Consider the following 16085-nt stretch of genomic DNA (forward strand, 5'->3'; position numbering starts at 1 on the left):
GCCGTCGTCCAGCATCACCTGGGCGACGGCAGTGCCGTGTCCGGACCCACCCGGGGTTGGACTCAGACCTGCTGCGCGCGCAGGTAGCGCCCGAAGTGGGGGACGGTGAAGGCCACCTTGCCGCGCTCGGTGGCGTAGATGAGCCCCTTCTTCATCAGGGCGTCGCGGGCGGGGGACAGGCTCTGCGGCTTGCGGCCCAGGAGGTCCGCGACGGCGGCGGTGGGCACCTGGCTGGCATCGTCACCGGGATGCTCGTCGTCGCCGGAGGCGGCCTCGGCCATGGCGCGCAGGTAGTCGCGTTCGGCGGGGGTGGCGCGTTCGAAGCGGGAGCCGAAGAAGCCGACGGCGAGCTCGGCCTCGGCCTCGGGGGTGGCGACCCGGACGTCGTCGGCGGTGATCGGGCTGGCCGGGGCGAGGTCCCAGACGACCTTGCCGTAGGCCTGGATGAAATAGGGGTAGCCGCCGGTGAGCTCGTACATGGCGTCGAGGGCCTCTGCCTCGAAGGCTGCCTCCTCGTCCTCGGCGGGCAGGGTGAGCGCCAGGTCGGCGGCCTGGCGGTCGAGCCGGTCGATGCGGTTGTAGCGGAAGAGTCGTTCGGAATAGCTCTTGGAGGCGCTCAGCACCGCGGGCAGGTGGGGCAGGCCGGCGCCGACGATCACCAGCGGCAGGCGCTGCTGGCTGATCTCGTGGACGGCGGCGCACAGCGCCGAGAGGTCGTCGGGGCGCAGGTCCTGCATCTCGTCGATGGAGACGGCCACGCCCACCCCCTGGTCTGCGGCGAGCCCGCCGATGTCGGTGAACAACTCCACCAGGTCGATCTCGATGTCACCGGAGTCGGCGCGGCCCTTGGCGGCGGGCACGGTGATCCCGGGATTCCAGCGCTCGCTGATCTTGGCGCCGGGCTTGGCCTCGCGCTCGACGAAGGCGCGGATGGTGCCCAGCACGGCATCGGCGTCGGGATGTGCGAGTTCCCGCACCGCCATGTGCAGGGCGGCGGCCAGCGGGCGCCTGATCGGCTGGTCGGGGCGCGCCTCGAACTTGCCGGTGCCCCACTTGGCCCGCACCGCCTGACCACGCAGGGCATTGAGCAGGACGGTCTTGCCGACGCCGCGCAGTCCGGTGAGCACGATGGAGCGTTCCGGGCGTCCCCGGGCGATGCGTTCCAGTACGACGTCGAAGGCGCGTAGTTGCTCGTCGCGGCCGGCGAGCTCGGGCGGGCGCTGGCCTGCCCCGGGGGCGTAGGGATTGCGGACGGGATCCATGGATCAGACTTTATGCGGGTCTCTACGAAATATCCGAGAGTTGTCCAGGTTGTGCGATCGCTGGTCCGCCGACCGACGCCCTTCAGCCACTGGGGCCTCTACTCGGGCCCGACGGCGACAGGCCCCGAACAGATGTATTGCACCCGGAGCAGGTGTGCCCTGGCTTGAGGGGATCTCGGCGCCCCGCCGGCTGATCTGCGGAGATGATCGTCCATTCTGCCGTAGTATTCCAAATTCGTTAGATTCGGTGAGACTCCAGCAGATTCGTGATCAGTGCCCCGGAATTCTTCCACCATCTAGTGATCCCTCCAGAGCATGGAAGATTCGGTCATCGGAAAGGTGTCCTGTCTGGATGGGCTCGGGCTGGCATCGATGCCCCCTGACGGACGCTCACGTGATTAAGGAAACTGGAACCTTTCCAAAATTGCCGCCTGGCGTGACAATCAGTGGCATGTTTGCTTAGGCTGGCCTTACTTAGGTGAGCCTAAGCGCGATACTTCCGCCCAGTGATCCCACAAGACCCAGTGATCCCACAAGACAGGAACCAACGATGCTCCGCCGCTTCCCCGCCGTCGTCGCCGCCACGATGGCCCTCGCCCTCGCCGCCTGTGGCCAGTCCAGCACCGAGCCCGCTGCCTCCACCGACGAGAAGGTCACCATCAAGCACGTCCAGGGAAGCACCGAGCTGCCGAAGAACCCCGAGAAGGTCGTCGTCCTCGACTACTCCAGCCTCGACTCGATGAAGGCCCTCGGTCTGTCCGAGAAGGTCGTCGGCGTCCCCACCAAGACGCTGCCGAAGTTCCTGGACGAGTTCAAGGACGAGGAGAATGTCGGCACCCTGCAGGAGCCCGACATCGAGAAGATCGCCGCCCTGGAGCCCGACGCGATCATCATCGCCGGCCGCACCGCCGCCAAGTACGAGGAGCTCTCCAAGGTCGCCCCGACGGTGAACCTGGCCGTCGACGGCACCAAGTACATCGCCTCCAGCAAGCAGAGCGTCACCAACCTGGGCACCATCTTCGGCGTCGAGGAGCAGGCTGCCAGCAAGTTCGCCGAGGTCGAGAAGGCCATCGACGAGACCAAGGCCTCCGCCAGCAAGGGTGGCAAGAACCTGTTCGTCCTCACCAGCGGCGGCAAGCTCTCCGCCTACGGCCCCGGCAGCCGCTTCGGCTACGTCTACGACGTCTTCGGTGTGAAGCCCGCCGCCACCAACCTGAAGACCGAAAGCCACGGCCAGGCCATCAGCAACGAGTTCATCGCCACCACCAACCCCGACTCGATGTTCGTCATCGACCGCGACGCCACCATCGGCGCCCAGGGCCAGAGCGCCGCGAAGATCCTCGACAACGCCCTGGTCAACAAGACCTCGGCCGCCAAGAACAAGAAGATCACCTACCTCGACGGCTCCCGCTGGTACCTGTTGGGCTCCGGCCTCGACAACACCGTGGAAATGGCCAAGGAGCTCCAGGGAGGACTCTCGTGAGCCTGGTCCTCGACCGCGAGCAGACGGCCACGCGCCCGTCCCCGCACCGTGACCTGACCGCGCAGCCCGCCGTGCCCACCAGCACGGCGGGCTCCGCCGCGTCTGGAGCCACCCCCGTCGCCACCGCGGAAGTCACCCGGAGCCGCTCCGCCAGCCTCCCGATGGGCGTTCGCGGCCTGCTCGCCCTGGCCGCCGCCCTGCTCGTCATCCTCGGTCTCGCCGCCGCCTCCCTGGTGGTGGGTGTCGCCGACCTCGACGGCCACGTACTGCTGCACTCCCGCGTGCCCCGCACCCTCGCCCTGGTGCTCGCCGGCAGCGCCCTGGCCGTCAGCGGCCAGATCATGCAGCTGCTCACCCGCAATGTCTTCGTCGAGCCCTCCACCGCCGGCACGATGGAATTCGCCACCGCCGGCCTGCTCGTCAGCGCCCTGGTCTGGCCCGGCGCCCCGATGATCGCCAAGATGGGCTTCGGCGCCGTCGCGGCCCTGCTGGGCACCGCCCTGTTCCTGCGCATCCTGGCCCGTATCCCGCTGCGCGACATGCTCGTCACCCCGCTGGTCGGCATGATGCTCGGCGGCGTCGTCAGTGCCGGGGTCACCTTCGTCGCCTACCGCACCGACCTGATGCAGTCGCTCAGCTCATGGACCACCGGCGACTTCTCCGCCGTCCTCTCGGGCCGCTACGAGCTGCTCTGGGTCGCCGGCGCGCTCACCCTGCTCGCCAGCTTCCTCGCCGACCGCTTCACCGTCGCCGGCATGGGCGAGGCCTTCACCACCAACCTCGGCCTCGACCACCGCCGCACCGTCATGGTCGGCATGGCCGTCGCCGCCGTCGTCAGCGCCACCGTCGTGGTCACCGTCGGGGCCCTGCCCTTCCTCGGCCTGGTGGTCCCCAACATCGTGCGCAGCGTCATCGGCGACAACTGCCGACGCAGCGTGCCGTGGGTGGCGCTGCTCGGCGCTGGCTTCGTGCTCGCCTGTGACCTGCTGGCGCGGCTGGTGATCCACCCCTTCGAGATGCCGATCGGCACCGTCATGGGCATCGTCGGCGCCGCCGCCTTCCTCGTGATCCTGCTGCGGGGAAGGCGTTGAGCGGCGCAGGCCTCACCCCGGCCCGTCGCCTGCTGCTGATCGCCCTCGCCACAGTCCTGGCCGCCGGGCTCTACATCGGCCACCAGATGCCCAGCTCCGGCTACCTGGTGCAGCGCCGCGTCACCACCGTCACCACCCTGCTGCTGGTGGCCGTGGCGATCGGCGTGGCCACGGTGCTCTTCCACACCGTCACCGCCAACCGCATCCTCACCCCCTCGATCATGGGGCTGGACGCGCTCTACCTGGCGCTGCAGACCGCCTCGGTCTTCTTCCTCGGAACCATCGGCCCCGGCAAGGGAGTCCAGTTCGTCGTCACCCTCGTGGCGATGGTCGCCTTCTCGCTGCTGCTCTTCCACGTGCTGCTGGTACGCCTCAACCGCTCCGTGACGATGATGGTGCTCGTCGGCGTCCTGCTCGGCGGTCTCTTCCGCGGCCTGTCCAGCTTCATGCAGCGCCTGCTCGACCCCGACGCCTTCCTCGTGCTCAGCGACCGCTTCTTCGCCGACTTCACCGGCGCCCCGCTCGAGCTGCTCGCGATCAGCGCCGCCATCGTCGCGCTGGCGGTCATCTGGGTCTGGCGGCAGCGACGTGAACTCGACGTCGTCGCCCTGGGCCGCGACGTCGCCATCGGCCTGGGCGTCGACCACCGCCGCGCCAGCCTGCGCCACCTGGCCGTCGTCGCCCTACTGGTGGGCACCTCCACCGCCCTGGTCGGCCCCACCATGTTCTTCGGCCTGCTCGTCGCCCACCTGGCCTACCGGCTGGTCGGCAGCCACCTGCACGCCCACACCCTGCCCGCCGTCGTCCTGCTCGGCGCCGTCACCCTGATCGGGGGCCAGTTCCTCTTCGAACGCCTGATGGGCTTCGAGGGCAGCCTGTCGATGGTGGTCGAGTTCGTCGGCGGCATCACCTTCATCGTCCTGCTCCTGCGATCGAGTGCCGGGAGGCCCGCATGATCACCACCGAGAAGCTCCAGGCCCGCTACGGCACCACCGTCGTGGTCGACGACGTGACGCTGGAGATCCCCGAGAAGGGGGTCACCGCATTGGTCGGCCCCAATGGCGCCGGCAAGTCGACGCTGCTGGCCATGATCTCGCGGCTGCTCGCCCCCGCCGAGGGACGCGTCCTGGTCAACGGCCTCGACGTCACCACCACCCCCAGCGACGAGCTGGCCCGCAAGCTCGCGATCCTGCGCCAGGACAACCACCTGGCCGTGCGGCTGACCGTGCGCGACCTGGTGGCCTTCGGCCGCTACCCCCATTCCAAGGGGCGTCTGACCGTCGACGACCAGGCCCACATCGACGCCGCCCTGGACTACCTCGACCTCGCCCCGCTGGCCGGCCGCTTCCTCGATGAGCTCTCCGGCGGCCAGCGCCAGCGCGCCTTCGTCGCCATGGTGCTGGCCCAGGACACCGACCACATCCTGCTCGACGAGCCGCTCAACAACCTCGACATGGCCCACGGGGTGCGGATGATGCGCCAGATGCGCCGCGCCGCCGACGAGCTGGGCAAGAGCATCGTCATCGTGCTGCACGACCTCAATGCCGCCAGCGTCTACGCCGACCACATCGTGGTGATGGCCGATGGCCGCGTGGTGGCCACCGGCAGTCCGGCCGAGATCATGCAGGACGAGCTGCTCAGTGAGGTCTTCGGCCTGCCGATCCGGGTGCGTGAGATCGACGGGAACCTGATCGCGCTGCACTACGCGCGCTGAGCCCCTCTCCGGGGCCGCTCTGAGGGCATGTGGCGCAGGAATCGACACACATGCGGCGGCGAAGGACATGTGAACGTGTCGTGCGCCGCCAGGGGCGCAATTTCGGCAGCGCGACCGCGCCAGCAGATCGGGCCAGCAGATCAGCGGCCGAGCAGGAAGCCCACGGCCTCGCGCGCCGTCCATCCCTGGGGATGGATCTGCAGCAGCTGACGTGCCCCCTCGAGGTCCTGGCCCAGGGTGATGCCCATGGCCTCCTTGTAGCCGTCCTTGCGCTCCTGGCCCAGACCGATGTTGGCGGTCAGGCAGTTGCACAGGCACTTGCGGCCCACCGTGTCCTCCAGCTTGCCGCCCTTCTTGAGGTAGGCGTCGACGGGTTCGGAGGCGCAGCGGTAACCGATGGTGCCGTTCTCGCGCTGGTAGGGCTCACGCAGGTAGCTCAGGTCGCACAGGCGCGGACGGGCCTCGTAGACCTCGGGGTCGGACAGGGTGCCGGCCACCTGGGCGATCTTGAAGGGGAAGCCGGTGGGGGAGGCTCGGGGGTCGTTGCGCACCTCGAGGACCCCCTCGCAGATCTCGTCGAGCATCTTCTTGCGGATGGGCTCGGTGAAGCCCGACTCGGCGGCCAGGGCGAAGACGGTGCCGCACTGGACGCCCTCGGCGCCGGCCTCGCGCACGGCCTGCACCTGCTCGGGGGTGGAGACGCCGCCGGCCACCCAGAAGGGCGAGCCGACCTGCTTCATCTTGGCGAGGTCGGCCAGGTCCCGGTCGGAGTAGATCGGGTCGCCTGCCTCGTCGAGGGTCATCTTGCCGCGCGGTGGGGCGGAGTGGCCGCCGGCCACCGGGCCCTCGACGACGAAGCCGAAGGGCTTGATCTTCTCGTCTCGGTTGAGGAAGTTGGCCAGCGAGTGCACCGAGATGATCGCCAGGAAGCGGGGCGTGGGCAGCGGGCTCATGGGCTGGCCGAGGATGGCGGTCGGGTCGGCCTCCTGCCAGGCCTCCTCGCCGCCTTCGACGCCGACGTGCACGCCGCCGGGGCGCCCGGCCGACAGGTCGCGCAGCAGCTGCGGGATCTCGCGCGGGATGCCGGCACCCATCAGGACGTAGTCGACGCCTGCGAGCACGGCACCGAGTGCACACAGCGGGGTGGCCATCTGGATCTTCTCCAGGAAGTTGATGCCGACGATGCCGTCGTGGCCCTCCTTGGCCAGCCAGGTCTCGACGAAATTGCCCACGACGGTCAGGTCGGCGACGGCCTGGCCGGGGTTGATGGTGATGGTGGGGATGGGGCGGTAGGGCGAGCCCTGGCGACCACCTTCCTGGAAGTACTTGTCCCAGACGCGCTCGGCCATCTCGGGGTAGGGGAAGGCGTCCAGTGCGCGACGGCAGCGGCCGCCGGGGTCGCCGTCCTGGAGCTTGCGGGCCAGGACTGCGTCGAGAGCGGTGCCGGAGACGACGCCCAGCTCACCGGCGAGGCTCACCTCGCGGGCCAGCTGCCAGCTGGAGACGGCGACACCCATGCCGCCCTGGATGACGGTGGGAAGGGGGCGTTCGGTCATCTGGTCCTCCGAAGATACGCATCCGTAAGTTACGTGTGCGTAACCTACGGTAGCGTAGGGATTTCGGACTGGACAGTACCAATTCTTTGTCTGGCGGCAAGCGCCGGCCCCGAACAGTCCCAGCTCGGGGCCAGCACCCACTTCACAGCGAGGTGTGTTCCGGGGTGTCCGGCTCGTAGGCGACATCGGCGAAGACCTCCTGCAGCCCCATCCACCACTGCTGGCGAGGACGGCGAAAGCGCGGGTCGATGTGCTCCATCAGATGCCCCAGGGGCGCCTTCTCGATCGAACCGCCGGTCAACCCGATGTAGTAGGAACCCGGATCAACCTGGGCCCAGCCCTCGTCCAGCGCCGTGATGGCGCGCGAGACCAGGCGGGTGGCCAGCAGACGGTCGAAGGGGGTCGGCGCACCACCCTGCTGCACGTGGCCCAGGATCGAGGAGCGCACGTCGAACTCCTCCTTGCCCTCCTCCTCCAGCAGCTTGGCCAGGAAGTCGGTGTCGTAGTGCTCGCTGGCCTCCTCGTTGCGGATGGCCAGGAAGAGCCGGCGCCCGCCCTCGAAGGAGCCGCGCAGCCATTCCATGTCGCGGTACAGGTCGCCCAGACTGATGCCCGTCTCGTGCAGGTAGACCCGCTCGGCACCGGCGGCCAGGCCACTGACCAGCGCCAGGTAGCCGCAGTAGCGGCCCATCGTCTCCACCACGAAGGCACGCTTGGTGGCGGTGCCCGACATCTTGATCCGGTCAATCGCGTCGACGATCACGTTCAGCGCGGTGTCGGCGCCGATCGCCAGCTCCGAACCGGGGATGTTGTTGTCGATGGTGGCCGGGACGCACACGGTCGGGATCTGGAAGGCCGGGTAGCGGTCACGCTCGCTGTGCAGCAGGTGCGCGGCGCGGTAGGCATTCCAGCCACCGATCACCAGCAGTGCGTCCACCCTGTGGTCCTCCAGCGCCCGGCTGATCGGGTACAGGTGCTCCACCGACGGCACGGTGCGACGGATCCCCAGCTCGGCACCACCCTCGCCGGTCCAGCCCTCCACGTCGCTCCAGCCAAGCTCCTCGATCTCGCCGTCGCGCATGCCGACGAATCCATTGTGCACGCCCAGCATGGTGTGGCCACGGCTGATGCCCAGCCGCACCGCCGCCCGCGCCGCCGTGTTCATGCCCGGCGCCAGGCCACCGGCGTGCACGATCGCGATCCGCTTCGAGCTGCGGTCGGGATCCACCCTGGTGGGCTCGGCCAGCTCATGGAAGATCTGGCGCATCTCGGTGAAGGAGCCGCCCCGCAGCCGCATCGCCCCGGCGTGGTCACCGGCCTCGATCAGGCGCGGCACCTCACGGGTCTGCTCGACAGCCTTCATCAGCTCCACTGCCGCCACCCTGTTGCCGCGCAGACCCATCACCATGCCCGGGCTGTCGGGGGTGGCGGCGAGCACCTCCTTGGCAGCCTCGTGCCCCAGCCAGGTCGACGCCCACCGGTCATAGGCGCTGGGCTTGCCGCCGCGCTGCACGTGGCCCAGGATCGTCACCCGTGCGTCCTCGCCCAGCCTCTCCTCCAAGGTGGAGCGCACGTACTCGCTGGTGATCGGATTGCCTTCACGGTCCTGCGCACCCTCGGCGATGATGACGATCGAGTCGCGTCGCCCGGCATCCCTGCCCCGCTTGAGCTCGGCGCACATCTTCTCCTCCCAGCCCTCGGCCGGGGGGTTCTCGGGGATCAGGCAGTAGTCGCAGCCGCCCGCGACCGAGGCCATCAGCGCCAGGTAGCCGCAGTGGCGTCCCATCACCTCCACCACGAAGCTGCGCTGGTGGCTGGCGGCGGTGCTGGCCAGGTCGTCGATGGCGTCGACGATGCGGTGCAGTGCGGTGTCGGCGCCGATGGTCATGTCGGTGCCCACCAGGTCGTTGTCGATGGAGCCGACCATGCCGGCGATCATCAGCGTCGGGTGCGCCTCGGCCTGCTCGCGGGTGATGCGGCCCTCGGTGGCGAGCTCGTCGAGCAGCCCGGGCCACTCCTGGCGGAACATGTCCAGGCCCGAGAGCGAGCCGTCGCCACCGATCACGACCAGGCGGTCGATGCCGTGCCCGACGAGGTTGGCGGCGGCCTTCAGCCGGCCGGCGCGCTCCCGGAACTCCTTGCTGCGGAAGGTGCCGATCACGGTGCCGCCGCGGTGCAGGATGGAGCCAACGTCGTCCCAGCCGAACTTCTTGATGCCCTCGCCGCCGTCGATCATTCCCTGGTAGCCCTCGAAGATGGCGTAGGGCTCGGCACCCAGCCGGATCGCGGTGCGCACCGTCGCGCGCACGGCGGCATTCATGCCCTGGGCGTCACCGCCGGAGGTGAGGATTCCGAGCCGGACCGGCTCGTGGGGCTGGACAGGGGCGGGGGTCTGCTCGTCAGTGATCACCCTTCCATTCTGGCCGAGCGTGCCCGGGCAACAACCAGCGCGGGCCGGTTGTTGCCCGGGAATTCACCTGGGGTCAGGCCGGGGATGCTGTGGAGACCAAGGGATACTGGGAGGCCATGGCCCGCCCGGGCCGCCTGACGACGAGGGGAAGCTCTTCCATGTGGCGAAAGATCATGGTGGTCGTGCTCGGCCTGGCGATGGCCGCCAGCATGGGGCTCGGCGCGCTGAGCATGCAGCCCAGCGCCGAACAGAAGGCCCAGCAGCGCGCCGATGAGCTGATGACCAGCTATGACGAGCAGGCCCAGCGCTTCTGGACCACCGGCAGCAGCCAGTGGCCCGTGATCGAGCAGACCTTTGCCGGGGTGCGCGAGTCCGTCGCAAAGCAGGGCCTCGAGATCATCCGCGCCACCAGTGACAGCAGCATCGAGCAGGCGAGCCAGGACAATGGCCGCACCGTCGTCGAGGCCTCCACCCGCCTGGACTGGACGGTCACCGGCGACAAGGCCCCCGAGGGCGCACAGTCCGGCCACACCTACCGCCACGTGCTCACCTTCGACGAGGCCGGCACCCTGCTGTCGGACCAGGTGACACCCGAGGAGTGAGGGGCTCGTCCACAAACCACATCGAGAGCGGCCGTCGATGCACAGGGAGCATCGACGGCCGCTGCGGATGTGGTTTGTGGACGCGCGTGGTTTGTGGACGCGTGTGGAAGCCGCTCAGTCGTCGCCGGCGGCCAGCAGCTCGTCCACGTAGCACCAGCGCCAGGACTCCCCGGGCTCGATCGAGCGCATCGTCGCGTGGCCGGTCCGTTCGAAGTGTCGGGTGGCATGCATCCCCACCGAGGAGTCGCAGCAGCCCACGTGGCCGCAGTCCAGGCACAGGCGCAGGTGCACCGGGTCGGTGCCCTCCTGTTCACACTCGGCGCACACGCCCGGGGTCAGCGGCTCCACCCACATCGGGGCCCCGCCCAGGTGGTCACACGGCGCCTGCGGCAGGTGGGGGCGCAGCGGCGCGCGGTGGACCTTGCGGGCCGCCTCGGTGTAGTGGAAGATGCTGGCCTCCTCGACGTCGAGCGAGTTCAGCACCTGCGCCAGCACCTCGTGCTCGGCCTGGCCGGCATCCCGGATCTTCAGCACCGTGTCGCGCTCGGCGACGATCGCCTCGCTGCGCAGCCGGCGCCAGGTCTGCGAGGGGGTCTCCAGCTCGTCCTCGGTGCGGCCCAGGCGCTCCCAGACCGAGTTGATCCGCTGCTGGCCCAGCTCCTCGAGCCGCTGGACGGTGGACTCGTCACCGGGATGGGCCTTCTCGCGGGCCCGCTCCAGGCCAGCCGCCACGGCGTGCTGGTAGATGGTGGCCTCCTGCAGGGTGTCCTCGCGCGGGTCGGGACCGTGGACGCCGATGCGGCGGGCCACCATCGGCAGGGTCAGTCCCTGCAGCAGCAGCGAGCCGATCGTCACCGCCAGCGCGACCAGGATCAGCACCGAGCGGTAGGGCGTGTCCAGCGGCAGGGTGAGGGCGGCGGCCAGCGTGACCACGCCGCGCATGCCGGCCCAGCTGATCACCACGGACTCGCGCGCCGGGGTGGTCTGGCGGGTCGGGCCGATGTGCACCAGCAGGCGGGTGCCCAGCACCCACACCACGCGCAGCACCACCACGGCCAGCAGGCTGGCAGCACAGACGGCCAGCACGTCGAGGGTGCTCAGGTCGCTGCCGCGGGCATTGTTGACGATGGTGCGCACCTGCAGGCCGATGAGCAGGAAGACGGCATTCTCGAGCAGGAACTGGATGGTGTGCCAGTTGACCCGCTGCGCCAGCCGGGTCTGGCCCGACTGGATGCGCGGTGAGGTGTGGCCCAGCACCAGGCCGGTGACCACCACCGCCAGCACGCCTGAGCCGTGCAGCTCCTCGGCGGGCACGAAGGCGATGAAGGGCGCCAGGATGCTCAGCGTGGTTCCAGTGACGGCATCCTCGGTCAGGCGCATGCACAGCCCCATCACCTTGGCCACCACCAGCCCGACGACGACGGCCACCACCACGGCCCGGACGAAGTCGAGCAGCACCCCGCCGACGGTCACGCTGGCACCCATCGCGGCGATGGCGGTGCGCAAGGTCACCAGGGCGGTGGCGTCATTGACCAGGCTCTCGCCCTCCAGCACCGAGACGACCCGCCGTGGCAGGCCGACGGAGCGGGCGACGGCACTGGCCGCCACCGCGTCCGGGGGTGCGACGACGGCGCCGATGGCGAAGGCGGCCGGCCACGGCACGTCGATCATCGAGTGCACCAACACGCCCACCCCGGCGGTGGTGAACAGCACCAGGCCGATGCTGAGCCAGCCGATGGCGGGGATGTTGCGCCGGAAGTCCACCAGCGAGGTGTTGATCGCCGAGGCGTAGAGCAGCGGCGGCAGGGCCCCGATGATCACCATTTCGGGAGAGAGCTCGGGGGCGTGGATGCCGGGGAGGTAGCTGCCCAGCAGGCCGACCACCAGCAGGGCCAGGGGGGCGTTGAGGCCGGTGCGCCGGCAGGCGGCGGTGACCGCGAGGACGACCACGAGGAAGGCGGTCACCCCCAGTACGAGATGTTCCATGGTCGAAAGTGTGACAGCGCCCAGAACACTGTCCGCACCACCTCGTCGCGTGCGAACGTGGCCCCGCCCCCCCCGGGTGGAGGTGCGGCGGACGAGGAGTTTCAGTCGGTCGCCGCCCGGCTCGGGGGCACCTGGGTCTCGGGGGCCGGTTCGGGCAGGGGGGCGCGCACCAGCAGCGCTCCCGGCTCGACGCGTACCCGCATCATGCGGTGCCGGCCCATCGGGTCGCCGTCCACCTGCACCCGGCGAGGGCGTCGCACCCGTACCACATAGGACTCGGCCTCGCTCTGGTGGATCGACGGGTGTCCCCGGTGGCTTCGGGTGAGCAGGTGCCACAGCGCCGCCGTCCAGCCCAGCAGTCCCTTGGGGGCGAACAGCAGCAGGTCGAGCAGTCCGTCGTCCACCCGGGCGGCCTGCAGCAGGGCGACGCCGCCCTGCACCGATCCGCAGTTGCCCACCAGGACGCTGCGCACGTGCTGGTCGTGGCGCTGGCCGTCGCTGGCGGTGACCCAGGCGTGCATGCCGCGGGTGAACAGCTTGGAGGCGCCGGTGAGCCCATAGCCGAGCCAGCCGAGCCGGGCCTTGACCGCCTCGGAGGTGTCGGCCATCGTCTCGGCGTCCAGCCCCATCCCGACCATCACCAGGAAGGCCTGTTCGGGGAGGTGGTCCAGGCGCACCATGCCCACGTCGATGGGGCGATCGCCGGCCTGCAGCGCTGCCTCGAAGGCCTCGGACACACCGCTGATGGGGGTGCCCAGGTTGCGGGCCAGCAGGTTACCGGTGCCTCCGGGCAGCAGGCCCAGGGCGGTGCCGGTGCCGGCCAGTTCGCTGGCGACGGTGCGCGCCGTCCCGTCGCCGCCCAGGGCGCAGACCAGTTCCGCGCCGGACTCGAGGGCCTGGCGGGTCTGGCCTGCACCCGGGTCGTCGGCGGTGGTCTCGAGCCACAGCAGCTCGTGGCCGTGGCTGCGGGCGATCTCCTCCAGCTCGTCGCGCATCGAGGGGATGTCGGACAGCTTGGTGGGATTGGCCACCACCGCGATCATGCTCACCGCCCCACGGTAACCGCCTGGTCAACCAGTCGTCGTGCCCAGACCATGCCGAGGTCGCTGGCCGGATGGTCCAGGGTGTCGTTGCCGATCACCACGTCCTCGATCGGCAGCCCGATCATCGACAGCCCGATCATCGACAGCCCGGGGACGGGTGTGCCGCCGGCGTCGATGCACTGGGCCTGCGGGGTGCTGTCGAGGCCGCGGCGCCCGTGGGCGACGCGCACCAGTCCCTGCCGGGCCAGCGAGTCCACCAGCGGCGTGCGGGCGCTGCGCATGCCCGGGGGGCTGAGCAGTGCGTCGATGACGACGTCTGGTTGGCTGTCGCCCTCGGGGATCCCGGTGACGTGCGAGTCGATCTGGACGCCGGCCTCGAGCCAGGACAGGTCGATGATGCCGCGCTCGCACAGCCCGGCCAGGCGGATGGCGGCCGGTAGCGGCGGCCCGAAGGAGAAGCGCTCCAGCACGTTGACCGCGAGCAGGTATTCCTGCCACACCTCGGGATCGGGCACATGGAAGGAGAGTTGCTTGATGGCCGTGTTGCGCAGCCGTGACCAGGCCCAGCCCAGCATCCAGCCGGGGCCTGGGCGGCGGGCCCGCTCCGCGACCGCGATGGAGCGGTGCAGTGAGGCCAGGGCACGCGAGCGTTCCGGCAGGCCGGGCTCCCAGCCGGTGTCCAGCGTCGAGGTGGTGTCCTGTTCGGCCTGGCTTCGCTCGACGCCGGTGAGCACCAGCATCTCGACGGCGGCCTGGCGGACGGTCTCGATGACGGCGATGGGGTCCTCCGGCATGGAGCGGCCCAGAACCTCCAGCAGCTCCTTCTCGTCGGGAAGCGGGTCGAAGCCGTGGACGGGGGTGGCGTGGGCCAGGCGTCCGGAACGTCCCACCGGCAGGATACGGGCGGGCCAGCGCGAGGGGTCGCGCCCCTCGGTGAGGTCTGCGACGACGTCGACGAAGGTGAACCCGGCGCCGCGGGTGGCCACCGTGCAGCCCGGGGGCACGTGCTCCTCGTCCAGCCACTCGGTGACCGGGTAGACCTTCTCCACCAGTCGGGTGGACTGGTCGGGATTCCACTGGTGCGGGAGCCGCTGGTCGTGGTCGGGGGCGTGGCCGGTGGCCAGCAGCACTTCGTCGACCACCTGCGGCATGGAGGCGCTGACCAGCCAGCCGTTCTCGGCCGGGGTGGCTGCGGGCGACGTCGATGGCCGGGTGGATTCCCTGGTCACGCAGCCACTGGGCCAGTGGGGGCAGCGGGGGCAGGTGGACCTGGCTGGGGGCGAGGTTGAGCCGCATGTGGTCGGGCTGGTCCACCTGGAAGCCGGCCCCGCCGCCGGACGGGTACGGGTCGTAGCAGTGCACCTCGAGGGGTTCGTCCCCCCTCCACTGGGTGACGAGGTCGCAGAGGGGATAGATGCCGCGCGGGCCCTGCCCGATGATTGCCACCTTCATCGGATGGAGTCGCTGTCGACGGGACGGGAAACGGGGGTGGTGGCGGGGGGCGGGGGGAGAACATGGTCCCCATCATCATCCACGAGTCGGGCTCCTCGGCAACGCCGCACGGGACGATTCCTTGCCATGCAGGAAATCGGGTCATCTGTTCCAAGTAGTGGTCGGGGTGCTTCATCCAGTGGGCGGCCCACGTGTGCAGGGTGGTAGCGTTGAGGCATGTCGTTGAAGCGTCACATGATGCAGCACACCCCGTACGCCATGGGCGTTCGGGCCGGTTGTCGCTGACCGACGCCCCCGGGCCCCAGGCCACCGAGGAGCGCCGCTCCCCACCCCGCACGACCCGTCTCCGGGTCCGTCCCGGCCCACGACATGGCCACCCGCAGATGCCGCTGGACAAGTGTCACTGGACAGGTGTCACCGAACAGTCCTGCACCAGTGGCCGTCGCACGCCGGGGACCACATCACGACTGCCGCAACGGCACCCATGAACACCCGCATCCCACGCCACTGGAGGACCCATGTCCACGCCCGTCCCGCCCCACTCCGACCGCGAGGTCGACGACGTCGTCAATGCCCACTCCCGCCGCCGCCCCGGCTGGGTGGTTCCGGTGGCCGTCCTGGCCGCCCTCGCCCTGCTCGGCGCCCTGCTGTGGGGGCTGACCAGCCGCAAGTCCCCCGAGCAGCCCGCCGCACCGGCCGCGAACCCCAGCTCGGAGCAGGCCGTCGCCGGCAGCGCCCGCACCGTCGAGCAGATCAAGGCCGACGGCACCGTGCGGCTGGGCGTCTTCAGCGACAAGGCCCCCTTCGGTTCCGTCGACGCCAACGGCAACTACGTCGGCTACGACATCGTCTACGCCGAGCGGATCGCCAAGGACCTCGGAGTGAAGGCCGAACTGGTGCCGGTCGAGGCCGCCAGCCGCGTCGAGTTCCTCACCAGCGGCAAGGTCGATGCCATCCTGGCCAACTTCACCGTCACCCCCGAGCGCCAGCAGAAGGTCGACTTCGCCAAGCCCTACATGAAGGTCTCCCTGGGCGTGGTCAGCCCCACCCAAGCCCAGGTCACCGAGGCTGCCCAGCTGAAGGACAAGAAGGTCATCGTCGTCAAGGGCACCACCGCCGAGACCTACCTCACCAAGGAGCACCCGGAGCTGCAGCTGCTGAGCTTCGAGCAGTACACCGAGGCCACCAATGCCCTGCTCGACGGCCGCGGTGACGCCTGGGTCACCGACAACACCGAGGCCCTGGCCTTCAGCCTGCAGAACCAGGACAAGTTCGTCACCGGGATCTCCACGCTCGGCCCCACCGACACCATCGCCGCCGCCGTGCAGAAGGGCAACACCAGCCTGCGCACCTGGCTCGACGAACAGATCGTCGAACTGGGCAAGGAGAACTTCTTCCACGCCAACTTCGACAAGACCCTCAAGCCTGCCTACGGCGAGGCCGCCAAGGCCGACGACCTGGTCGTCGAGGGCGGCGAGGCCTGACG

At 69.8% G+C, this 16085-nt stretch carries 12 protein-coding genes and 1 pseudogene; 6 read left to right on the forward strand and 7 right to left on the reverse strand.

The features are described 5' to 3' along the window. Positions 1-62 precede the first annotated feature (62 nt). Positions 63-1262: an AAA family ATPase gene (locus ACYVKA_RS04580; protein WP_394276934.1), complete on the reverse strand. Its 1200-nt coding sequence runs from the start codon at positions 1260-1262 to the stop codon at positions 63-65. A gap of 550 nt (positions 1263-1812) precedes the next feature. On the opposite strand from ACYVKA_RS04580, the gene ACYVKA_RS04585 reads away from it, so the two are divergent. From ACYVKA_RS04585 to ACYVKA_RS04600, 4 genes are read left to right on the forward strand one after another with little or no spacing between them, the layout of a single operon-like run. Continuing rightward, positions 1813-2745 carry a siderophore ABC transporter substrate-binding protein gene (locus tag ACYVKA_RS04585; RefSeq protein WP_460703339.1) on the forward strand — a complete coding sequence of 311 codons (933 nt, stop codon included), beginning with the start codon at positions 1813-1815 and terminating at the stop codon, positions 2743-2745. Further along, a complete protein-coding gene (locus tag ACYVKA_RS04590; RefSeq protein WP_460703340.1) occupies positions 2742-3836 on the forward strand; it encodes an ABC transporter permease in 1095 nt (364 codons plus the stop codon). Before ACYVKA_RS04585 ends, ACYVKA_RS04590 begins: the two co-directional genes overlap by 4 nt. Then, positions 3833-4792: an iron chelate uptake ABC transporter family permease subunit gene (locus ACYVKA_RS04595; protein WP_460703342.1), complete on the forward strand. Its 960-nt coding sequence runs from the start codon at positions 3833-3835 to the stop codon at positions 4790-4792. Before ACYVKA_RS04590 ends, ACYVKA_RS04595 begins: the two co-directional genes overlap by 4 nt. After that, a complete protein-coding gene (locus ACYVKA_RS04600; RefSeq protein WP_394276938.1) occupies positions 4789-5550 on the forward strand; it encodes an iron ABC transporter ATP-binding protein in 762 nt (253 codons plus the stop codon). Before ACYVKA_RS04595 ends, ACYVKA_RS04600 begins: the two co-directional genes overlap by 4 nt. 140 nt (positions 5551-5690) lie before the next feature. Here ACYVKA_RS04600 and ACYVKA_RS04605 read toward each other — a convergent pair whose 3' ends face one another. Together ACYVKA_RS04605 and ACYVKA_RS04610 are read right to left on the reverse strand one after the other, a co-directional pair. Beyond that, on the reverse strand, positions 5691-7106 hold the full coding sequence (locus tag ACYVKA_RS04605; protein WP_460703344.1) for a nitronate monooxygenase: 1416 nt from the start codon (positions 7104-7106) through the stop codon (positions 5691-5693). Positions 7107-7248: 142 nt separating this feature from the next. Then, entirely contained in the window at positions 7249-9516 is a 2268-nt protein-coding gene (locus ACYVKA_RS04610) for a 6-phosphofructokinase (protein WP_460703346.1), read from the reverse strand. A 158-nt stretch (positions 9517-9674) separates the two neighbouring features. On the opposite strand from ACYVKA_RS04610, the gene ACYVKA_RS04615 reads away from it, so the two are divergent. Continuing rightward, a complete protein-coding gene (locus ACYVKA_RS04615) occupies positions 9675-10118 on the forward strand; it encodes a hypothetical protein (protein WP_394276941.1) in 444 nt (147 codons plus the stop codon). A 114-nt stretch (positions 10119-10232) separates the two neighbouring features. On the opposite strand, the gene ACYVKA_RS04620 is transcribed toward ACYVKA_RS04615, so the two are convergent. The 4 genes and pseudogenes from ACYVKA_RS04620 to ACYVKA_RS04635 all read right to left on the reverse strand — a co-directional run. Continuing rightward, positions 10233-12104 carry a Na+/H+ antiporter gene (locus ACYVKA_RS04620; RefSeq protein WP_460703348.1) on the reverse strand — a complete coding sequence of 624 codons (1872 nt, stop codon included), beginning with the start codon at positions 12102-12104 and terminating at the stop codon, positions 10233-10235. A 101-nt stretch (positions 12105-12205) separates the two neighbouring features. Then, positions 12206-13147: a diacylglycerol/lipid kinase family protein gene (locus ACYVKA_RS04625; protein WP_460703485.1), complete on the reverse strand. Its 942-nt coding sequence runs from the start codon at positions 13145-13147 to the stop codon at positions 12206-12208. Positions 13148-13149: 2 nt separating this feature from the next. Further along, positions 13150-14376: an FAD/NAD(P)-binding protein gene (locus ACYVKA_RS04630; protein ID WP_460703350.1), complete on the reverse strand. Its 1227-nt coding sequence runs from the start codon at positions 14374-14376 to the stop codon at positions 13150-13152. Between the two features lie 46 nt (positions 14377-14422). Further along, positions 14423-14599: pseudogene (locus ACYVKA_RS04635) on the reverse strand (FAD/NAD(P)-binding protein); the annotation flags it as partial. Positions 14600-15117: 518 nt separating this feature from the next. Here ACYVKA_RS04635 and ACYVKA_RS04640 point away from each other — a divergent pair. Then, positions 15118-16083, forward strand: coding sequence for a transporter substrate-binding domain-containing protein (locus ACYVKA_RS04640; RefSeq protein ID WP_460703352.1), 966 nt, complete (start codon positions 15118-15120; stop codon positions 16081-16083). The last annotated feature ends 2 nt before the right edge of the window (positions 16084-16085 follow it).

Source organism: Luteococcus sediminum, assembly GCF_054783495.1.